The organism is Stenotrophomonas sp. YJH_SMC_110 (assembly GCF_059369255.1).
Genome location: NZ_JCAFSM010000004.1, coordinates 96,883 through 116,148 on the forward strand (window position 1 = coordinate 96,883; position 19,266 = coordinate 116,148).

Here is a 19,266-nt window from a genome sequence, read left to right on the forward strand (position 1 = left end):
ATGGGCTCGGTTGCACGGGCGCGGCGGCTGGCGCGGGATGCGGGTAGAATTACCCGCTTTCCCGCCACCCGAATGGATTAAGCGCCATGACCGGGACGCCAGACGTCTTTCCGCCCACCACACCGGGCGGTACCCCCCTCGTTGCCCTGCCCGCTGGTCCGCGCAAGCCCGACCAGGTGAAAGGCAAGCTGTACATCAAGACCCACGGTTGCCAGATGAACGAGTACGACTCGGCCAAGATGGCCGACGTGCTTGCCGCCAGCGATGGCCTGGAACTGACCGACAGCCCGGACGACGCCGACGTCATCCTGGTCAACACCTGCTCCATCCGCGAGAAGGCGCAGGAGAAGGTGTTCAGCCAGCTGGGCGTGTGGAAGGGGCTGAAGAACAAGGGCCGTGAAGTCATCATCGGCGTCGGCGGCTGCGTCGCCTCGCAGGAAGGCGAAGCGATCATCAAGCGTGCGCCGTTCGTCGACCTGGTGTTCGGCCCGCAGACCCTGCACCGGCTGCCGGAGCTGATCCGCGCACGCCGCGAACAGAAGCGCCCGCAGGTCGACATCAGCTTCCCCGAGATCGAGAAATTCGATCGCCTGCCCGAGCCGCGCGCCGAAGGACCCTCGGCATTCGTGTCGATCATGGAAGGCTGTTCCAAGTACTGTTCGTTCTGCGTGGTGCCCTACACCCGCGGCACCGAAGTCAGCCGCCCGTTCGAGGACGTGGTGGTGGAGGTGGCGCAGCTGGCCGCACAGGGCGTGCGCGAGATTAACCTGCTCGGGCAGAACGTCAACGCGTATCGCGGGCCGTACGGTGACGGCGAGTTCGCCGACCTCGGCCTGCTGATCCGCACCATCGCCGAGATCGATGGCGTCGGCCGCATCCGCTTCACCACCTCGCATCCGCTGGAGTTCAGCGATTCGCTGATCGATGCGTTCCGTGACGTGCCACAGCTGGCCAACTTCCTGCACCTGCCGGTACAGGCTGGCAGCGACCGCGTGCTGTCAGCGATGAAGCGCGGCTACACCGCGCTGGAATTCAAGTCGAAGATCCGCAAGCTGCGTGCGGTGCGCCCGGACATCTCGATCAGCTCGGACTTCATCGTCGGCTTCCCCGGCGAGACCGATGCCGACTTCGAGAAGACCATGAAGCTGATCGAGGACATCGGCTTCGACCACAGCTTCTCCTTCATCTATTCGCGGCGCCCGGGCACGCCAGCCGCGGACCTGGAGGACACGATCAGCGATGCCGAAAAGCACGCGCGCCTGTCGCGCCTGCAGGAGCGCATCAATGCGCATGCCGCCGGCATTTCCGAGAAGATGGTCGGCACCGTGCAGACCGTGCTGGTGGAAGGGCCCTCGCGCAAGAACCCGAACGAGCTGACCGGCAAGACCGAGAACATGCGTTCGGTGAACTTCCCGGCGCCGGCGCGCCTGATCGGCCAGTTCGTGGATGTGGTGATCACCGAAGCGCTGACCAATTCGCTGCGCGCGCGGGTGGTGGCGGAATGAATCTTCGGGTCGGAGCCCCAAAGGGGCTCCGACCCGCCGGCCCGATAAATTGGGGTCGGAGCCCCTGCGGGGATCCGACCCCCTGCCTTCAATCCAGGCGCTTGCGGAAGCGCAGGATCGCCAGGGTCATCATCACCACGATGAAGGCCAGCAGCGCCAGCGCGTCGTGCCACAGCTCCCACAATGAGGCGCCGCGCAGCATGATGCCGCGCACCAGGCGCAGGAAGTGGGTCAGCGGCAGCACCTCGGCCAGCCACTGCACCGGCCGCGGCATGCCTGCGAACGGGAACATGAAGCCCGACAGCAGGATCGACGGCAGGAACAGGAACAGGGTCATCTGCATCGCCTGGAACTGCGAGCGCGCACGCGTGGAGATCAGCAGGCCCAGCGCCAGGTTGGCCAGCACCAGCAGCACCGCGGCCAGATAGATGTCCAGCAGGCTGCCGCGAATGGGTACCTGGAACAGCCAGGTGCCCAGCACCAGCACCAGCGTGGTCTGCAGCAGGCCGATGGCCGCATAGGGCAGCACCTTGCCGACCATCAGCTCGCTGCGCGACACCGGCGTGGCGATCAGCAGTTCCATGTTGCCGCGCTCGCGTTCGCGCACCACCGCTACCGCCGTGAACATCACCAGGGTCATGGTCAGGATCACCCCGATCAGGCCCGGTACGATGTTCACCGCCGAGCGCCGCTGCGGGTTGTAGAAGCTGGTCACGCCGACCGGACCACTGGCGATGCTGCCTTCGCGCAGGGGACGGGTGTTGCTGGTCGGGCGCGTGTCCAGCGGCACCTGCGCCAGCTGGATCGCCGCGCTCTGCACCACGGTGTCACTGCCATCGACCAGCACCTGCACCGCCTCGCGTCCATCGAAGCGGCGACGCTCGAAGTCGGCCGGCACCACGATGCCGACACTGATCTCGCCACGGCGCAGCGCCTGCATCAGCTGGGCAGGCGTGTAGGCTTCGCTGCGCGGCGTGATCACGCCGGTGGCCACCATGTCCTGCACCAGCGCGCGCGAAGCGGCGCTGTTGGCCTGATCGGCGACACCCGCATCGAGATGACGCAGGTTGAGGTTGATCGCATAGCCGAACAGCAACAGCTGCATCACCGGAATGCCAACGATCATCGCCAGCGTGATGCGGTCGCGGCGCAGCTGCCGCAGCTCCTTGAGCATGATCGCCGACAGCCGGCGCAGGTTCATGCCGCCGGCTCCCGGCCGCGGCCACGGGTGGCGGCCACGAACACATCTTCCAGGTTTGGCGCCACCGTCTGGATGCGGGCCTGCGGGTCAGCGTTGGCAAGTGCACGGGCCAGCACTGCGACGTCCGCTGCGCCCTCATTGCACAGCACGCGCAGCTGGGTGCCGATCTGCGCCACGCTCAGCACACCGGGCAGCTCAGACAGTGCGCGGCTGGCCTGCCGCGGCTGCGACGACGTGACCTGCAACGTGCGGCCGTCCAATCGTGCGCACAGCTCAGCCGGCGTGCCATCGGCAACCAGTGCACCACGATCCAGGATTGCCATCCGGTGGCAGCGCTCGGCCTCGTCCATGTAGTGGGTCGACACCAGCACGGTGGTACCGGCGTCGGCAAGTTCAAACAGGGCTTCCCAGAAATCACGGCGCGATTCCGGATCGACCGCGCTGGTCGGCTCGTCCAGGAACAGCAGCTCGGGCGCGTGCACGACGGCGCCGGCCAGGGCGAGGCGCTGCTTCTGGCCACCGCTGAGGGTTCCGGCCAGCTGCGGCTGCCGGTCCAGCAGACGGTACTGCTGCAGCAGCTCGTCGACCCGCCGCCGGGCCTGCGCGCGTGGCAGATCCTGGATGGCGGCGAGGAATTCCAGGTTCTCGCGCACCGACAGGTCCTCATACAACGAGAAGCGCTGGGTCATGTAGCCGATGCGCCGGCGCAGTGCTTCGGCCTGCTCGGGAACCGCCAGCCCCAGCACCTGGATCTGCCCAGCGCTCGGCTCCAGCAGGCCGCACAGCATGCGGATGGTGGTCGACTTTCCGGATCCATTCGGCCCCAGGAAGCCGTACACCTGCCCGCGCGGCACGGTCAGGTCGACATTGTCCACAGCCAGAAGATCGCCGAAGCGGCGGGTCAAGCCCTGCGCATGCACCGCGATGTCGTCGCCGGTGTTCAGAAGCGCACCTGCACCGGCAGTCCGGCCGGAAGCTTCTGCATGTCGGTGGCCGTGTCCACTTCGATCTCGGCCAGATAGCTCAGGCGCTCGACGTCATCACCGGTCAGTGCGTAGTACGGGGTGAACGAGGGCTCGCTGCGGATTGAGCGCACGTGCCCCTTCAGCACGGTGCTGCCGTCTTCCAGCTGCACCTGCGCAGCCTGCCCGACCTTGACCTGCAGGCGCAGCGGCTGCGGCAGGTAGACGCGTGCATAGGGGCGCTCGCCGACCAGCATCACCGCCAGTGGCGCCCCGATCGGCGCCTGGTCACCCTGCCGGTAAGGCAGGGCATCGACAACACCATCGCGCGGCGCGCGCAGCTGCAACTTCTGCAGGTTGACGCCCTGCACCACCTGCTGCGCCTGTGCGGCGTCGGCGGCCGCCTGGCCCTGGGCGATGTCCTGCGCGCGACTGCCGTGCACCCGCTCCAGCCAAACCTGCTCGGCGGCCCGCACGCTGGCCTCGGCATTGCCGGCAGCCGCCCGTGCACGGTCCAGCTCGGCGGCGGCGATCAGGCGCTGGCGTGCCAGCGGTTGCACCCGACGGTAGTAGGCACTGGCTTCGGCGGACTGCGCGCGCAACGCGGCCAGCTGCGCCTGGGCCTGTGCGATCTGTTCCTGGCGCGGGCCGATCTTCAGCTCTTCCAACTGGGCCTGCGCGCGCACCGTGTCGGCCTGCGCCGCGGCGAACTGCGCGTCGCCGCGGGCGGGGTCGAGCTGCATCAGCACTGCTCCGGCCTTGACCTGCTGCCCCTCGCGCACCTCCACCGTGGCGATCACTTCGGCCGCCGGCGCCGGCACCGTGATCCGGTCCCACTCCAGCGTGCCGAGCGCTGCAGGCGGCGCCTGCCCACACCCGGCCAGCAGGCCGATACCCACCAATCCGATTCCACGCATCCCATTGCCGATGCCCATGCCATCCCCTCCTGCGACGGCGCCACGGTGCCATCCGCCCCGTGCACCCTCTATGATTCCGATCAGCCCTGACGGTTTTTTCACCACGCGTTGGCGAGCCTTTGGCTGCAAGGCTCCGCGCCACCTATCCACAGGTTGATTCGGCATCATTCCACAACCGGTGTGGAAAACCGGCAACACGGGATCCTGTTGCTCGCCTGGCAGCGGAACCTGCGCTGCGATCACGAAGAACGCCGGCGTGCCCGGGAAGTTCTCGGCCACGCGCTGCGACGTGCCCTCCCTCCCGGTCCGCCCGTCCTGCGGGTGCCGGCACGCCCGGGTCCGTGACGATTTTTTCACCACCCCCTCATGACGCTTGTGGCACAAGCACTGTAGAGGTCTATCCACAGGTTTCCGCAGCCCCCGTCCACACCGGGTGTGGAAAAGCATGTATCGACCCCGTGCTGGCCGCGCGCCCGCTGCGCGCGCTACCCTTGTCCTCCCTGAATACACTGCGGTGGAAGGCTTCCGCCCCACCCAAGGCAATGAAAAGCATCGAACATCGAGACTTCACCCTGTCGCCGGAAGACACCGAGCGGCTGGCCAACCTGTGCGGCCCCTTCGATGGGCACCTGCGCCAGATCGAGCTGAAGCTCGGCGTGGAGATCGCCAACCGCGGTTTCGTGTTCCGCATCAGCGGGCCCAACGAAGCCATCGTCGAGGCGCAGAAGCTGGTTGAAGCGCTGTACGCCGAAGCCGGCGAAACCACCTTCGACAACCACGCCATCCACCTGCGCCTGGCGCAGGCCAACGTCGAGCAGATCGCCGAACGCTCCTACGAAGCGCAGGAGGTGGCGATCAAGGTCAAGCGCGGCACGGTGCGCGGCCGCGGTGCCAACCAGGGCCGCTACCTGCACCAGATCGCCACGCATGACATCAACTTCGGCATCGGCCCGGCCGGCACCGGCAAGACCTTCCTGGCCGTGGCCAGCGCGGTCGAAGCGCTGAACGAATCACGGGTGCAGCGCCTGATCCTGGTGCGCCCGGCGGTGGAGGCCGGCGAGAAGCTGGGCTTCCTGCCCGGTGACCTGAGCCAGAAGGTCGACCCCTACCTGCGACCGCTGTACGACGCCCTCTACGAGATGATGGGCGTGGAGAAGGTGGTCAAGCTGCTGGAAAAGAACGTCATCGAAATCGCGCCGCTGGCCTACATGCGTGGCCGCACGCTCAACGATGCCTTCGTGATCCTGGACGAAGCACAGAACACCACCATCGAGCAGATGAAGATGTTCCTGACCCGCCTCGGCTACGGTTCCACCGCCGTGGTCACCGGCGACCTGACCCAGACCGATCTCCCCAAGCACGTGAAGTCCGGCCTGCGCGATGCCATCGACGTGCTGCGCGAGGTCGAGGGCGTCAGCTTCACCTTCTTCGAGTCGCGCGACGTAGTCCGCCACCCGCTGGTGGCGCGCATCGTCAGCGCCTACGATCGCCGTGACCTGCATCAGATCCAACCTGGAGCAACTCCATGACCCGTGGTCCCGTGCGACTGGACGTCGCCGTCAGTTATGCCCTGCCGCGCACCGGCCTGCCGGCGGCGGTCAGCTTCCGCAAGTGGGTGGCTGCTGCGCTGAAAGGCCGCATCCGCGAGGCCGACCTGGCCATCCGCGTGGTCGATGCCAAGGAAGGGCAGTCACTGAACCGCCATTATCGCGGCAAGGATTACGCGACCAACGTGCTCAGCTTCCCGGCCGAAGTGCCCGAAGGGCTGCCCAAGGGCGTGAAGTTTCCGCTGCTGGGCGACCTGGTGATCTGCGCACCGGTGGTGGCCCGCGAGGCCGATGAACAGGGCAAGGCGCTCAACGCCCACTACGCACACCTGACCGTGCACGGCGTGCTGCACCTGCTCGGCTGGGACCACGAGGACGACAAGGAAGCCGACGCCATGGAACAGCTGGAGCGCGAGATCCTGGCCGAGCTCGGCATCGCCGACCCCTACGCCGGCGAGCGCTGAGGCCCACGCACACCGGGATCTTCACGGAGGACGCGCCCATCGCGCTGCTGCCCGCACTCATCGCCGCTCTTCTGCAGGTGACCACTGCCCCGGGCATCGACCCCGGCCGGGAACGACCGTCGCCGTTCCCGGCCAGCGACAGCGCCGCCGACATTGCCGCCAAGGTCGCCGAGGTGCAGGCGTTCTTTGACGTCAGCCAACAGACGGCGCGTCAGGCGGTCGCCGAGGCGCAGCAGCACGCATTGATGGAACGTTTGAAAGCGCGCCACGCGGCACGCCTCGCCGGAATCTGGGTGGACAACGCGGCAGGTTGGAACGTCGTCGTTCGACTGACTGGCCCAGCACCCGCGGCCGATGAGACACATCCAGGGGCGGATGGCCCGCAACGCGTGCGCTACATCACCGGCGCCGCGATGACCGAAGCGGAGATGCAGCGCCGCCTGCACGCACAGCGGGACTGGCTGCTGGCCCAGCTGCCCGACCTGTTCGGCTATAGCCTGGATGTCACGACCGGGGAACTGGAGGTTGAGCTGCGGGATACCCCGGCCAACCGCGCGACGGCGGCGGCCGTGCGCGACCACTTGCAAGTGCAACTGGGCTACCCGGTCAGGCTGCGCTGGTACCCAGCGACCACGCGCAGGCATCCGCCCTGATTGCCTTGGGGCGCTCGCGATGGCTGGCCGGGACCGGTACGATCACCGGCCTGCCTTCCGTTGCGGATCCCGTGCCCGTGCTGCGTATTGCCCTGCCCCTGTTGCTCGCCGTGTCCGCCCCGGCCGCTGCCCTGGACCTGCCGGCCCTGATTGAATGCCGCCAGGGCGTGGCCGAGCAGGCCGCGTTGGCGCCCCTGCTGGCTGATCCGCTGAAAGCCGTCGCCCACGGCCTGCAGCCGCTGCCGCAGGGCAACCAGTTCATGAGCGAGTACCGGCTGGCCCAGCCGATCAGCGTGTTCGGCGCCCGCACCGAACGGGTCGCCGTGGCCGGGTCCAGCGTCATGGCGATCCTCGACCAGGCCGATCCGCGGCCGCTGGCCAGGCAGCTGGGGCTGGAGACCGGCTACGACCAGGACGGCAAGTTCATGGCCGGCCGCGAGCTGGTCAGCCGCGACGTGACCGATCCGAAGACCGGCGAGGCCCGGATCGAGTCGATCATCCTCAGCGTCTCCACCGTGGCCTCCCATCCCGGCAAAACCCTGGCCGGCTGCACCTACAGCCTGGACCTGCCCGAGGAAGAAGCCCCCGCCCGGCCTGAACTGGCCCCGCCGCCGATCACCGGACCGGGCAGCGACGGTCACTGACAGGCCGCCACATCCTGCTAGACTTGGGCCAACGCCCGGCTTGCCGGGTGCCCTTTTTCCAGAGATGTCAGAAGACGACAGTAGTAGCTCCGCACAGGAGCCCAGTGAAAAGAAGCGCGGCTGGCTTGAACGCCTGACCTCCGCCTTCTCCGGCGAACCCCATACCCGCGACGAGCTGGTCGCTGTCCTGCACACCGCGCAGGAAGAGGGCCTGATCGCCGCCGATACCCTGAAGATGATGGAAGGCGCCATTTCGGTGGCCGAGCTGACCGTGGGCGACGTGATGATCTCGCGCTCGCAGATGGTTTCGCTGCCGGTCGAAGCGCCCTTCCTGGAACTGATGAAGCAGGTGGTCGAATCCGGCCATTCGCGCTTCCCGGTGCACGGCGAGAACAAGGACGACATCCTTGGCATCCTGCTGGCCAAGGACCTGCTGCGCGGCGTGGTCGCCGACAACGGCCCGGCCAACGTGCGCGAGCTGCTGCGCCCGGCAGTGCTGATCCCGGAGGCGAAGAAGCTCAACGTGCTGCTGAAGGAATTCCGCCTGTCACGCAACCACATGGCCATCGTGGTCGACGAGTACGGCGGTGTCGCCGGCCTGGTCACCATCGAGGACGTGCTGGAACAGATCGTCGGCGAGATCGACGACGAGCATGACGAGGCCGAGGATCCGTCGGCGCAGATCGCCATCCAGTCCGACGGCCAGTACGTGGTCGACGCGCTGACCCCGATCGGCGACTTCAACGAACGCTTCGGCGCTACCTTCTCCGACGAGGACTACGACACCATCGGTGGCCTGGTCACCGAGGCCGTGGGCCACCTGCCGGAAGTCGGTGACGAGCTGGCGCTGGACCGCTTCATGTTCCGCGTGGCCCGCGCCGATGCGCGCCGGGTCCAGGCCTTCCACGTGACCGTGCTGCCGCCGGACGCGCAGGACGACGCTTGAAGCGCGGCGCCCTCCTGGCACTGCGCCTGAGGCTGTGGCTGGCACTGTGCGTGCTGGCCACGGCCCTGCCGCTGGCCGCCTTCGCGCAGCCGGCGGCACCCGAACCTGCTGCACCCGCCACCAGCGCCGAGGCTCCCGCCCCGCGCATCGGGGTGGTGACCATGCAGCCGGGCACGGTGTTCTTCGAGCGCTTCGGCCACGACGCCATCGTCGTGATCGATCCGCTCAGCGGCGAAGCGACCTCGTACAACTTCGGCTACTTCGATCCGTCCGAGGACGATTTCATCAGCCGCTTCGTGCGCGGCGATATGATGTACTACCTGGTGGCGCTGCCGCTGCAGCAGGATCTGTCGTACTACGACGAGACCGGCCGTGGCGCCAGCGTGCAGTGGCTGGACCTGCGCCCGGAGCAGGCACGTGCACTGGCCGCCGACCTGGCCGAGCGGGCCAAGCCGGAAAACGCGCGCTACCACTACGACTACTACACCGCCAACTGCGCCACGATGGTACGCGACACGGTGGACAAGGCGCTGGGTGGCGGCCTGCAGTCGCAGCTGTCGGGGCGCTCGCGCGGCAATACCTACCGCAGTGAATCGGTGCGCCTGGCCTCGCCGGCACCATGGATGTGGCTGGGCTTCGATGTCGGCCTCGGGCCGTTCGCCGACCAGCCGCTGTCGCGCTGGCAGGAAGCCTTCGTGCCGATGCGCCTGGCCGATGCGCTGCGCCAGGCGCGCAACAGCGATGGCCGGCCGCTGGTGCAGTCCGAACAGGAACTGCTGCCGCACCGCATCGACCCGGAGCCGAAGGAATTCGCACGCCGCTGGTGGCCGTGGCTGCTGCTTGGGCTGGTCGTGGCCGGCGGCGTGCTGGCGCTGCGCAACCGCCCGCGCCTGCTGGCCGGGCTGGCCCTGCCGTTCTGGCTGCTGTGTGCCATCGCCGGCAGCCTGCTGGTGTTCCTGTGGGGCTTCAGCACCCACTACGCCGCCTGGGCCAACCGCAACCTGCTGCTGCTTTCGCCACTGGCCGTGCTGCTGCTGCCAGGCGCGATCGCGCTGCTGCGCCGGCGCGCGCCGGGCCGCATGTTCAGGGTCGTGCTGTGGCTGCTGGCGGTGCAGGCCGTGGCGGCGCTGGTGCTGCACTGGCTGAGCCTGCAGGCGCAGTACAACGTGCAGTGGATCGTGCTGCTGCTGCCCGTCCACGTCGCGCTGGCGTGGGTACTGGGGCGCCGTCCTCACTTGTCCGAAACACGGCACTGACGCACGATGGCGGGCATGTCATTGCCCGCCTCCGCTTCCGCCCCTGCCTCGGCCAACCCCGCCTGCGTCATCAACTGCGTCCACTACGATGACGACGGCAAACGCCACGACATCAGCCTGGATGCCATCAGCGATGTCATTGCCAGTGGCAACGGCTTCGTCTGGGTCGGCCTGTACGACCCCAACGACGATGTGCTGCTGAAACTGCAGGAAGAGTTCTGCCTGCACGACCTGGCCATCGAGGACGCGCGCAATGCGCACCAGCGACCCAAGGTCGAGACCTACGGCAATTCGCTGTTCGTGGTGGTGACCACCGCGCAGATGGTGGACGAACGCATCCAGTACGGCGAAACCCACGCCTTCCTCGGCCCGCGTTTCCTGGTGACGGTGCGCCACGGCGCCTCGCTGTCCTACGCCCCGGTGCGTGCACGGGTCGAGCGTGAACCGCAGCTGCTGAAGATGGGCCCGTCGTACTGCCTGTACGCGCTGACCGACTTCGTGGTCGACAACTACCTGCCGATCGTGCACCGCTTCCGCGACACCCTGGACCTGCTGGAAAAGGACATCTTTGCCGACAGCTACAAGCGCAGCACGGTGGTACGGCTTTACGAGCTCAAGCGCGAACTGAACAAGATGCGGATGGCGGTGGCACCGCTGCAGGATGTGCTGGCGCAGCTGCGCCGCTACCAGGGTGACCTGATTCCCGATGAAGTGAAGCTCTACGTGCGCGACGTGCATGACCACGCGGTACGCATCAGCGATGTGATCGACACCCTGCGCGAGATGCTGGGCACCGCACTGAGCGTGAACCTGTCGCTGGTGACGCTGGCGCAGGGCGAGACGGTCAAGCGCCTGGGTGCATGGGCCGCACTGCTGGCAGCGCCGACGCTGATCACCAGCTGGTACGGCATGAACTTCAGCCACATGCCCGAGCTGAGCCAGCCGTGGTCGTATCCGCTGATGATTGTCGGCGTGGGCGGTGTGTGCGTGGGCCTGTACCGGTTGTTCAAGCGCGCGAAGTGGCTGTAGCGCGAATCGACCAACGGTCGATACCCACCATGCACGGGGGCGTCGATACCCACCATGCACGGGGGCGTCGATACCCGGCAATCCGGTAGGCCGCGACCGTTGGTCGTGGCACATGCCCCGCTTCTGGTAGTGCCGGCCGCTGGCCGGCAACCAGGGCAATGCCGGCCAGCGGCCGGCACTACCCTTCGGCATCAAGCCACGTAGACGGTCTTGATGTTCATGAACTCGTGGATGCCGTGGTCGGCCAGCTCCCGGCCGAAGCCGGACTGCTTGCTGCCACCGAACGGCAGCCGAGCGTCGCTCTTGACGATGGCGTTGACGAACGCGGCGCCGCATTCCATGCGCTGCGCGAAGGCTTCGCCGCGCACCGGGTCGCGCGTCCACACGCTGCCGCCCAGGCCGAAGCGGGTGTCGTTGGCCACGCGCAGCGCCTCGGCCTCATCCTTGACCCGGATCACCGCAGCCACCGGCCCGAACAGCTCCTCGTCGTAGGCAGGCATGCCTGGGTCGACCTGATCGAGCACGGTCGCCGGATAGCCCGCATGGGTGCCGGCAATGGGCTCGCCGCCGACCAGAACGCGCGCACCTTTCGCCACGCTGGCCTGCACCTGTTTGTGCAGCTCATCGCGCAGGTCCGCGCGCGCCATCGGTGCCAGCGTGGTGCCACGCTCACTGGGATCGCCATACTGGCGCTGGCCCGCGGCTTCAACGAAGCGTCGGGTGAAGTCATCGGCCACCGCATCGACCACGATGAAGCGCTTGGCCGCAATGCAGGTCTGCCCGCTGTTGTCGAAACGCGACTTCACCGCCGCCGCCACGGCCTTGTCGAGGTCGGCATCGTCGAGTACCACGAAGGCATCGCTGCCACCCAGCTCCATCACCGACTTCTTCAGCTGGCTGCCGGCATTGGAGGCGATCGAGCGCCCTGCCCGTTCGCTGCCGGTCAGCGTCACCGCCTTCACCCGTGCGTCGCGCAGCACCTCGGCAGCCTGGTCGTTGTCGATGTGCAGCACGTCGAACACGCCCTCAGGCAGGCCTCCGTCACGACACACCGCCAGGATCAGGTCGGCGCACTGCGGCACGTTGCTGGCGTGCTTGAGCAGGGCCACGTTGCCAGCCATGAACGCCGGGGCCAGGAAACGGAACACCTGCCAGACCGGGAAATTCCATGGCATCACCGCGAACACGCAGCCGATCGGCTCGTAACGCACGTAGCTGCGCTGGGCTTCGGTATCGATCAGCTGCGGCTTGAGATAGTCGGCCGCGTGGTCGGCGTAGTACTCGCAGGCGGCAGCGCACTTGTCGACCTCGGCCAGCGCCTCGGCCTTGAGCTTGCCCATCTCATGGGTCATCGCCTGCTGCAGGTCGTCGCGACGCGTGCGCAGCTGCGCGGCGATCTGGCGAAGGACGGCACCGCGATCCTGCAGCGAGCGATCGGCCCAGCCGGGGAAGGCATCGGCGGCAGCCTGCAGGCGCTGCTCGATGTCAGCAGCGCCCATCAGTTCATGGCGGTAGGTCACCTGGCCGGTGGCCGGGTCGATGATCTCGACGGTCATGGGGGATCTCCATCTGGAAGACCCCCATTGTGCGCCGCTGTCCGTGAGCCGGATGTTGCCGGCGCTGTCGACAGGCCGTGTACTCAGCCGTTGTCCTGCCGCGCCAGCTGCAGGTCGCGCTGGCGCCGCTTCTCGGCGCGGGCGTTGATGTACCAGCCGATCACCGCAGCGATCGACACCGCCGACACCAGCAGCGTGGCCAACGCGTTGATCTTCGGACTGATGCCCATGCGCACCGAAGCGAACACCTTCATCGGCAGCGTGGTCGAGCCCGGCGTGGCCACGAAGCTGGCCACCACCACGTCATCCAGCGACAGGGTGAAGGCCAGCAGCCAACCCGCCACCAGCGCCGGCGCGATGATGGGCAGGGTGATGCGGGTGAACACGGTCAACCGGCTGGCGCCCAGGTCCATCGCCGCTTCTTCCAGCGACAGGTCCATTTCCTGCAGGCGCGAGGACACCACCACGGTGACGAAGCAGAGGGTGAAGGTCACGTGCGCGATCCAGATAGTGGCCAGGCCACGCGCCGGGAAGCCGGGAATCGCGCCCATCGATGCCAGCAGCGCCATCAGCGAGAAGCCCAGGATCACGTCCGGCATCACCAGCGGCGCGGTCACCAGCGCGCCGAACAGTGGCTTGCCACGGAATCGCTTGAAGCGGGTCATCACCATCGCCGCCAGCGTACCCAGCACGGTGGCGGTACAGGCGGTCCAGAACGCCACCACCAGGCTGGTCCACATCGCGTCCATCAGCGCGCGGTCGGCGAACAGGTCGCTGTAGGCGCGGGTGGAGAACCCGGCCCAGACCATCGCCAGCCGCGAGCTGTTGAACGAGTAGAACATCAACAACAGGATCGGCAGGTACAGGAAGGCGAAGCCGAGCAGCAGCACGCCCAGCCCCAGGCCCTTGGCGGTACGCGGGCTCATGCCTGCTTCCCTTCCAGCAGGCGCTGCTGGGAACGGTTGAACAGCAGGATCGGCACCAGCAGCAACAGGATCATCGCCACCGCCATCGCCGAAGCGCCCGGCCAGTTGCGGTTGTTGAAGAACTCGTTCCACAGCTGGCGGCCGACCATCAGCGTCTCCGAACCACCGAGCATTTCCGGGATCACGAACTCACCCACCGCCGGGATCATCACCAGCATGCAGCCGGCGATGATGCCGGCCTTCGACAGCGGCAACGTGATGCGCAGGAACGCCTGCCACGGCTTGGCGCCGAGGTCGTAGGCCGCTTCCAGCAGGCGGTGGTCATGCTTGACCAGGTTGGCGTACAGCGGCAGCACCATGAACGGCAGGTAGCAGTAGACGATGCCGATATAGGCGGCGGTCGGCGTATCGATCAGCTGCAGTTTCGGCAGCCCCATCGACGTCATCAGCGTCTGCAGGCCAGTGAACTGCAGGAACTGGTCAAGCAGGCCATTGCGGTCCAGGATTGCCTTCCACGCATACACGCGGATCAGGAACGAGGTCCACGACGGCAGCACCACCAGCATCATCGCCACGTTGCGTGCGGCCGGCGACAGGCGCGCGATGGCATAGGCCATCGGATAGCCGATCAGCAGGGTGAAGAAGGTGGAGATCGCCGCGATCTTGATCGAGCTCAGGAACGCCTGCGCATAGATCGAATCGCGGAACAGCGCCAGGTAGTTCTCCAGGTTCAGCTTCAGCGAGAAGCCGCCGTCGGCGTACTGCAGCAGCCAGGTATACGGCGGCGAGCCGACCCGGCTGAGCGAGAAGCTGATCATCAGCACGATCAGGAACGGCACTGCGAAGAACAGCAGCAGCCACAGGTACGGAATGCCGATCACCGTGGCACGCAGCCCCGGCAGCCAGCGCTTCAGGCCGGCGACGCTCATGAGGTCAGCACCACGCCGTCGTTGTCGCGCCAGTGCACCCACACGCTGTCACCCCAGGTCAGGCCGTCGCTGGCCCAGCGCTGCGAGTTGGCGAAGTTGGCCAGCACCTTGGCGCCGCTGGGCAGCCGCACGTGGTAGACCGAATGGCTGCCGAAATAGGCGATGTCCTCGATCACGCCCTGCGCTTTGTTGGTGTGCCCTTCCGGCTCGTCCTTGCCGATCATCACCTTTTCCGGGCGCAGCGCGAATGCGACCGGCTGCCCTTCGTAACAGGTGATGCCATGGGCGATGTAGATCGGTGCCGGGAACAGCGGCGAGCGCACGGTCACGTACTCGGGCAGGTCCTCGTCGATCACCCCGTCAAACAGGTTGACCGAACCGATGAACTCGGCGACGAAGCGGTTGGCCGGCTGCTCGTAGACCTCGTCCGGCTTGCCGACCTGCTGGATCCAGCCGGCATCCATCACCGCGATGCGGGTAGCCATGGTCATCGCTTCTTCCTGGTCGTGGGTGACCATCACGCAGGTCACGCCCGACGACTCGATGATGCTGACCAGTTCCAGCTGCATCTGCGAGCGCAGCTTCTTGTCCAGCGCGCCCATCGGCTCGTCCAGCAGCAGCAGCTTCGGCCCCTTGGCCAGCGACCGCGCCAGCGCCACGCGCTGCTGCTGGCCACCGGACAGCTGGTGCGGCTTGCGCTTGCCCAGGTGGCCCATCTGCACCAGGTCGAGCATCTCGCCGACGCGCTTGCTGATCGCGTCCTTGCCCAGGCCATCCTGCTTCAGGCCGAAGGCAATGTTCTGTTCGACCGTCATGTGCGGGAACAGCGCATAGGACTGGAACATCATGTTGACCGGCCGCTGGTACGGCGGCAGCGCGTCCAGGCGCTGGCCATCGACGGTGATGCTGCCCTTGGTGGGCGTCTCGAAGCCGCCCAGGCAGCGCAGCAGGGTCGACTTGCCGCTGCCGGAGCCTCCGAGCAGGGCAAAGATCTCGCCCTTGCGCACGTCCAGATTGACGTCGTCGACGGCGACGAAACCGTCGAATTCCTTGCGCAAATCACGAATGGAGAGATAGCCGGGCGCACCGGTCGTGTCGACGACGGCGGCTACCGGCTGGGCTTCAACGGGCATGGGGGCTCCGGGAGCGGGCGGTGGACAGCGGCCGCCATTCTAACGGCCGGGGGCTGCAGGGGATATGACGGCAACAGGTGGCACCCACCGGGCCGGGGGGATATGCAGATCTGGTGGGGGCCGACCGTTGGCCGGCCCCGCCGGAAAAGCATGCCGACCAACGGTCGGCACCCACCTGCCAGCCAGCCCTTAGCGCCCGGTCTTCACCTCGGTCCACAGCCGGGTGTAGAGCTTGTCGGTCTCCGGCGTGTTGATCGAGTAGGTGAACATCTTCTCGGCCACGTCGGCCGGCGGGTAGATGGTCGGGTCGGTACGGATCGCCTCGTCCACCAGCGGGGTCGCGGTCGGCACCGGGTTGGCGTAGTGGATGAAGTTGGTGTTGGCCGCGGCAACCTTCGGCTGCAGCAGGTAGTTGATGAAGGCGTACGCGGCTTCCGGATGCTTGGCGTCCTTCGGGATCGCCAGCATGTCGAACCACTGCGGTGCGCCTTCCTTCGGGATCGAATAGGCCACGTGCACGCCATTGCTGGCTTCCTCGGCGCGGTCGCGGGCCTGGATGATGTCACCCGACCAGCCGACCACCAGGCAGGTACCGCCGTTGGCCAGCGAACCCACGTACTGCGAGGAGTGGAAGTTCTGCACGTACGGGCGGATCGACTTCAGCAGGTCGGCGGCCTTCTGCAGCTCGGCCGGGTCGCCGCTGTGCGGGTCCAGGGCCAGGTAATGCAGTGCGATCGGGATCATGTCCGCTGGCGTGTCCAGGATGGTCACGCCGCAGTCCTTCATCTTGCTGATGTTCTCCGGCTTGAACACCAGGTCCCAGCTGTTGGCGATGTCGGCGCTGCCGCCGAAGCGCTGCTTCAGCATGTCCACGTTGTAGCCGATGCCGGTGGTGCCGATCATGTACGGCACGCCGTACTGGTTGCCCGGGTCCTGGGTGGCGATGCGCTTCATCACCGCCGGATCGAGGTTGGCCAGGTTCGGGATCTTGCTCTTGTCCAGCGGCAGGAACACACCGGCCTGGATCTGGCGACCGAAGAAGTTCAGGGTCGGCACCACCACGTCATAGCCGCTGTTGCCGGCCAGCAGTTTGGTCTCGACCATCTCGTCACTGTCGAACACATCGTAGGTCACCTTGATCCCGCTCTCCTTCTCGAAGGTCGGAATGGTGTCCTCGGCGATGTAATCGCTGTAGTTGTAGACGTTCAGGACCTGGCTGTCCTGCGCGCCGCCATTGCCACCGCCACAGGCGGCGAGCATGGCGGAGGCCAGGCCGAGCGTGAGGATACGCAGCTTCATCGGGTGCTCCAGAATGCGGGAAGGGGGGGCCGGCGGGGCCGGCGACGGGTGCCAGCCTACCCCCCGGCGGCGGATTTTTCTATTCCGGATGCTCAGACGTTCAGCAGCAGGAACTCGCGCTCCCACGAGCTGATGACGCGGAAAAAGGTCTCGTATTCCTTGCGCTTGACCGAGATGTAGGCCCGGCAGAAGCGCTCACCCAGCAGGGCCTGCAGCTCGCTGCACCGCTCCAGCCCGTCCAGCGCCTCGCCCAGCGAGCGCGGCAGGTCGTAGCCCAGTTCCTTGGCGCTGCCGGTCACCGGCGCATCCGGTGCCAGCCGCTCGCGGATGCCCAACAGGCCGCAGGCCAGGGTCGCGGCCATCGCCAGGTAGGGATTGGCATCGGACCCGGCGAAACGGCTTTCCACGCGCATGTTCTCCGGCGTATCCAGCGGCACGCGCAGGCCGCAGGTGCGGTTGTCGAAACCCCAGTGGACGTTGCTCGGCGAGACTTCGCCGAACACCAGCCGGCGGTAGGAGTTCACGTTCGGCGCGAAGAACGCCATCGCCTGCGGTGCGTACTTCTGCAGGCCGCCCAGGTAGTGCCCGAACACCGGGCTGAACTCGCCCTCGGCATCGGTCTCGCCGGCGAACACGTTGCTGCCATCGCTCACCCGCACCAGGCTCTGGTGGATGTGCATGGCACTGCCCGGCTCGTTTTCCATCGGCTTGGCCAGGAACGTGGCATACACCCCGTGGCGCATCGCCGCTTCGCGCATGGTGCGCTTGAACAGGAACACCTGGTCGGCCAGGTCCATCGCATCGGCATGGGTGAAGTTGACCTCCAGCTGCGCCGCGCCGGACTCGTGGATCAGCGTGTCCACGTCCAGCTTCATCGCATCGGCGTAGTCGTACATCAGGTCGAGGATCGGGTCGAACTCGTTGACCGCATCGATCGAGTACGACTGCCGCGCGGTCTCCGGGCGCCCGGAGCGGCCGGCCGGTGGCAGCAGCGGGAAGTCCGGGTCGGTGTTCTTCTGCACCAGGAAGAACTCCAGTTCCGGCGCCACCACCGGGCGCAGGCCCAGCTCGGCGTAGGCTGCCAGCACGCGGCGCAGCACGTTGCGCGGCGCCAGTTCGTGCGGCTCACCGCTCTTGGTGTAGCAATCGTGGATGACCTGCGCGGTGGCGTCGGCCGCCCACGGCACCATGCGCACCGTGTCCGGATCGGGGCGCAGCATCATGTCCGAGTCGGACGGCGAGGTCAGCTCGTAATAATCGTCAGGGAACTCGCCGGTGACGGTGGTGGCGAAGATGCCCTCAGGCAGGCGCGTGCCGTAGTCGTGCGAGAACTTGTCGGCGGGAATGATCTTGCCGCGCGCGTTGCCGGTGATGTCCGGCACCAGGCATTCCACCTCGGTGATGCGCCGCTCCTTCAGCCAGCGCAGCAGCGTGCTTTCCTGCGGTGCGGGGGGCGTGGCCGTCTTGCGCGGGCGCGTTCGGGAACTCATCGGGAATCCAGTCGGTTCTGTTGGTGCTGCCGGCAAGCCTGGCCGAACGCACGGAAAATAGCGTGATAGAACGGCGCCTGCATGACACGCCACTCCGGGTGCCACTGTACGCCGAGCACGAAACGATGGTGCAGGCTGCGTGCCGCTTCGACCAGCCCATCGTCGGCCACGGCCTCGACCTGCAGCCCCTGCGCCAGGCGGGCGACACCCTGCCCGTGTACCGAATTGACCTGCGCGCGGCCACTGCCGTGCCACTGCGCCAGCCAGCCATCGGCGGCCAGCGTGACCGCGTGCGCCGGCCCATACTGCACCTCCACCGGCGCCTGCGGTTCTTCGCGATGGTCGGCCAGGCCAGGCACCGCGTGAACCTGCGGATGCAGGCTGCCGCCCAGCGCGACGTTCAACTCCTGGAAGCCGCGGCAGATCGCCAGCACCGGCAGGTCCAGCGCCAGTGCCTCGTGCAGCAACGCAAAGGCATTGGCATCGCGGGCCGGGTCATGTGGATTGCCTGGCCAGCTGCGGCCACCTTCGTAGTGCTGCGGTTCGATATTGCTGACCGCGCCGGTCAGCAGCAGGCCATCCAGCCCCTGCAGCCAGTCGCCGGCCGGCAGCGGTGGCTGCAGGCTCGGCAACACTACCGGAGTCACCTCGGCCGCCTCGGCCAGCGCGCGCACGTACTTCTCGCCGGCCACCGCGAAACGGTGATGGCCGAGCACGGTGCTGTCGGTGGGCAGGCCCACCCAGGGCAGGCTGCGCATGGGAAAACTCCTTGGCGTGCCAACACGTTACCCGTCGCCCGGCGAAGGCGG

At 67.2% G+C, this 19,266-nt stretch carries 18 protein-coding genes; 8 read left to right on the forward strand and 10 right to left on the reverse strand.

Going from position 1 to position 19,266, the window contains the following annotated elements; genetic code table 11:
- Window positions 1–86 precede the first annotated feature (86 nt).
- Window positions 87–1,505, forward strand: coding sequence for a tRNA (N6-isopentenyl adenosine(37)-C2)-methylthiotransferase MiaB (gene miaB / locus AC5P6H_RS09590; protein ID WP_014646577.1), 1,419 nt, complete (start codon window positions 87–89; stop codon window positions 1,503–1,505).
- Between the two features lie 88 nt (window positions 1,506–1,593).
- Here the strand turns inward: miaB and AC5P6H_RS09595 are convergent, their stop codons facing one another.
- From AC5P6H_RS09595 to AC5P6H_RS09605, 3 genes are read right to left on the reverse strand one after another with little or no spacing between them, the layout of a single operon-like run.
- On the reverse strand, window positions 1,594–2,706 hold the full coding sequence (locus AC5P6H_RS09595; RefSeq protein WP_197606739.1) for an ABC transporter permease: 1,113 nt from the start codon (window positions 2,704–2,706) through the stop codon (window positions 1,594–1,596).
- Window positions 2,703–3,626 (reverse strand): ABC transporter ATP-binding protein, encoded by a 924-nt coding sequence (locus AC5P6H_RS09600; protein WP_180834859.1) that lies wholly within the window; start codon window positions 3,624–3,626, stop codon window positions 2,703–2,705. The genes AC5P6H_RS09595 and AC5P6H_RS09600 overlap by 4 nt, the downstream gene beginning before the upstream one ends.
- A gap of 20 nt (window positions 3,627–3,646) precedes the next feature.
- Window positions 3,647–4,603, reverse strand: coding sequence for an HlyD family secretion protein (locus AC5P6H_RS09605; protein WP_241886655.1), 957 nt, complete (start codon window positions 4,601–4,603; stop codon window positions 3,647–3,649).
- Window positions 4,604–5,127: 524 nt separating this feature from the next.
- Here AC5P6H_RS09605 and AC5P6H_RS09610 point away from each other — a divergent pair.
- The 7 genes from AC5P6H_RS09610 (at window position 5,128) to AC5P6H_RS09640 (ending at window position 11,124) form a co-directional block, all read left to right on the forward strand.
- Window positions 5,128–6,114, forward strand: a complete 987-nt coding sequence (locus tag AC5P6H_RS09610; protein ID WP_032960924.1) for a PhoH family protein — start codon at window positions 5,128–5,130, stop codon at window positions 6,112–6,114.
- Window positions 6,111–6,596, forward strand: coding sequence for an rRNA maturation RNase YbeY (ybeY, locus tag AC5P6H_RS09615; RefSeq protein WP_014036587.1), 486 nt, complete (start codon window positions 6,111–6,113; stop codon window positions 6,594–6,596). The genes AC5P6H_RS09610 and ybeY overlap by 4 nt, the downstream gene beginning before the upstream one ends.
- 77 nt (window positions 6,597–6,673) lie before the next feature.
- Window positions 6,674–7,249 (forward strand): hypothetical protein, encoded by a 576-nt coding sequence (locus tag AC5P6H_RS09620; RefSeq protein ID WP_014646572.1) that lies wholly within the window; start codon window positions 6,674–6,676, stop codon window positions 7,247–7,249.
- 77 nt (window positions 7,250–7,326) lie between these two features.
- Window positions 7,327–7,893: a hypothetical protein gene (locus tag AC5P6H_RS09625; RefSeq protein WP_014646571.1), complete on the forward strand. Its 567-nt coding sequence runs from the start codon at window positions 7,327–7,329 to the stop codon at window positions 7,891–7,893.
- A gap of 64 nt (window positions 7,894–7,957) precedes the next feature.
- Window positions 7,958–8,839 carry a CorC family transporter gene (locus AC5P6H_RS09630; RefSeq protein WP_014036584.1) on the forward strand — a complete coding sequence of 294 codons (882 nt, stop codon included), beginning with the start codon at window positions 7,958–7,960 and terminating at the stop codon, window positions 8,837–8,839.
- Complete coding sequence (locus tag AC5P6H_RS09635; RefSeq protein ID WP_142234480.1) at window positions 8,836–10,095, forward strand: lipoprotein N-acyltransferase Lnb domain-containing protein; 1,260 nt, start codon at window positions 8,836–8,838, stop codon at window positions 10,093–10,095. Before AC5P6H_RS09630 ends, AC5P6H_RS09635 begins: the two co-directional genes overlap by 4 nt.
- Before the next feature lie 6 nt (window positions 10,096–10,101).
- Window positions 10,102–11,124: a magnesium and cobalt transport protein CorA gene (locus AC5P6H_RS09640; RefSeq protein ID WP_495202557.1), complete on the forward strand. Its 1,023-nt coding sequence runs from the start codon at window positions 10,102–10,104 to the stop codon at window positions 11,122–11,124.
- A gap of 191 nt (window positions 11,125–11,315) precedes the next feature.
- Here the strand turns inward: AC5P6H_RS09640 and AC5P6H_RS09645 are convergent, their stop codons facing one another.
- The 7 genes from AC5P6H_RS09645 to AC5P6H_RS09675 form a co-directional block, all read right to left on the reverse strand.
- Window positions 11,316–12,680: an NAD-dependent succinate-semialdehyde dehydrogenase gene (locus tag AC5P6H_RS09645; RefSeq protein ID WP_495202558.1), complete on the reverse strand. Its 1,365-nt coding sequence runs from the start codon at window positions 12,678–12,680 to the stop codon at window positions 11,316–11,318.
- Window positions 12,681–12,763: 83 nt separating this feature from the next.
- Complete coding sequence (locus tag AC5P6H_RS09650) at window positions 12,764–13,606, reverse strand: ABC transporter permease subunit (RefSeq protein ID WP_005415928.1); 843 nt, start codon at window positions 13,604–13,606, stop codon at window positions 12,764–12,766.
- Entirely contained in the window at window positions 13,603–14,535 is a 933-nt protein-coding gene (locus AC5P6H_RS09655) for an ABC transporter permease subunit (protein WP_014646567.1), read from the reverse strand. The genes AC5P6H_RS09650 and AC5P6H_RS09655 overlap by 4 nt, the downstream gene beginning before the upstream one ends.
- Window positions 14,532–15,668: an ABC transporter ATP-binding protein gene (locus tag AC5P6H_RS09660; RefSeq protein WP_014646566.1), complete on the reverse strand. Its 1,137-nt coding sequence runs from the start codon at window positions 15,666–15,668 to the stop codon at window positions 14,532–14,534. The genes AC5P6H_RS09655 and AC5P6H_RS09660 overlap by 4 nt, the downstream gene beginning before the upstream one ends.
- Window positions 15,669–15,857: 189 nt before the next feature.
- Window positions 15,858–16,967, reverse strand: a complete 1,110-nt coding sequence (locus tag AC5P6H_RS09665; RefSeq protein WP_495202559.1) for a polyamine ABC transporter substrate-binding protein — start codon at window positions 16,965–16,967, stop codon at window positions 15,858–15,860.
- A 92-nt stretch (window positions 16,968–17,059) separates the two neighbouring features.
- A complete protein-coding gene (locus AC5P6H_RS09670) occupies window positions 17,060–18,457 on the reverse strand; it encodes a glutamine synthetase family protein (RefSeq protein ID WP_046429791.1) in 1,398 nt (465 codons plus the stop codon).
- Complete coding sequence (locus AC5P6H_RS09675) at window positions 18,454–19,215, reverse strand: gamma-glutamyl-gamma-aminobutyrate hydrolase family protein (protein ID WP_495202560.1); 762 nt, start codon at window positions 19,213–19,215, stop codon at window positions 18,454–18,456. Before AC5P6H_RS09675 ends, AC5P6H_RS09670 begins: the two co-directional genes overlap by 4 nt.
- Window positions 19,216–19,266 lie beyond the last annotated feature (51 nt).

Excerpts from the sequence above, each read along its gene's own strand:
- miaB (WP_014646577.1), top strand. The coding sequence starts at position 87 with ATGACCGGGACGCCAGACGTCTTTCCGCCCACCACACCGGGCGGTACC.
- AC5P6H_RS09595 (WP_197606739.1), bottom strand. The coding sequence starts at position 2,706 with ATGAACCTGCGCCGGCTGTCGGCGATCATGCTCAAGGAGCTGCGGCAG.
- AC5P6H_RS09605 (WP_241886655.1), bottom strand. The coding sequence starts at position 4,603 with ATGGGCATCGGCAATGGGATGCGTGGAATCGGATTGGTGGGTATCGGC.
- AC5P6H_RS09610 (WP_032960924.1), top strand. The coding sequence starts at position 5,128 with ATGAAAAGCATCGAACATCGAGACTTCACCCTGTCGCCGGAAGACACC.
- ybeY (WP_014036587.1), top strand. The coding sequence starts at position 6,111 with ATGACCCGTGGTCCCGTGCGACTGGACGTCGCCGTCAGTTATGCCCTG.
- AC5P6H_RS09630 (WP_014036584.1), top strand. The coding sequence starts at position 7,958 with ATGTCAGAAGACGACAGTAGTAGCTCCGCACAGGAGCCCAGTGAAAAG.
- AC5P6H_RS09640 (WP_495202557.1), top strand. The coding sequence starts at position 10,102 with ATGGCGGGCATGTCATTGCCCGCCTCCGCTTCCGCCCCTGCCTCGGCC.
- AC5P6H_RS09645 (WP_495202558.1), bottom strand. The coding sequence starts at position 12,680 with ATGACCGTCGAGATCATCGACCCGGCCACCGGCCAGGTGACCTACCGC.
- AC5P6H_RS09650 (WP_005415928.1), bottom strand. The coding sequence starts at position 13,606 with ATGAGCCCGCGTACCGCCAAGGGCCTGGGGCTGGGCGTGCTGCTGCTC.
- AC5P6H_RS09655 (WP_014646567.1), bottom strand. The coding sequence starts at position 14,535 with ATGAGCGTCGCCGGCCTGAAGCGCTGGCTGCCGGGGCTGCGTGCCACG.
- AC5P6H_RS09660 (WP_014646566.1), bottom strand. The coding sequence starts at position 15,668 with ATGCCCGTTGAAGCCCAGCCGGTAGCCGCCGTCGTCGACACGACCGGT.
- AC5P6H_RS09665 (WP_495202559.1), bottom strand. The coding sequence starts at position 16,967 with ATGAAGCTGCGTATCCTCACGCTCGGCCTGGCCTCCGCCATGCTCGCC.
- AC5P6H_RS09670 (WP_046429791.1), bottom strand. The coding sequence starts at position 18,457 with ATGAGTTCCCGAACGCGCCCGCGCAAGACGGCCACGCCCCCCGCACCG.
- AC5P6H_RS09675 (WP_495202560.1), bottom strand. The coding sequence starts at position 19,215 with ATGCGCAGCCTGCCCTGGGTGGGCCTGCCCACCGACAGCACCGTGCTC.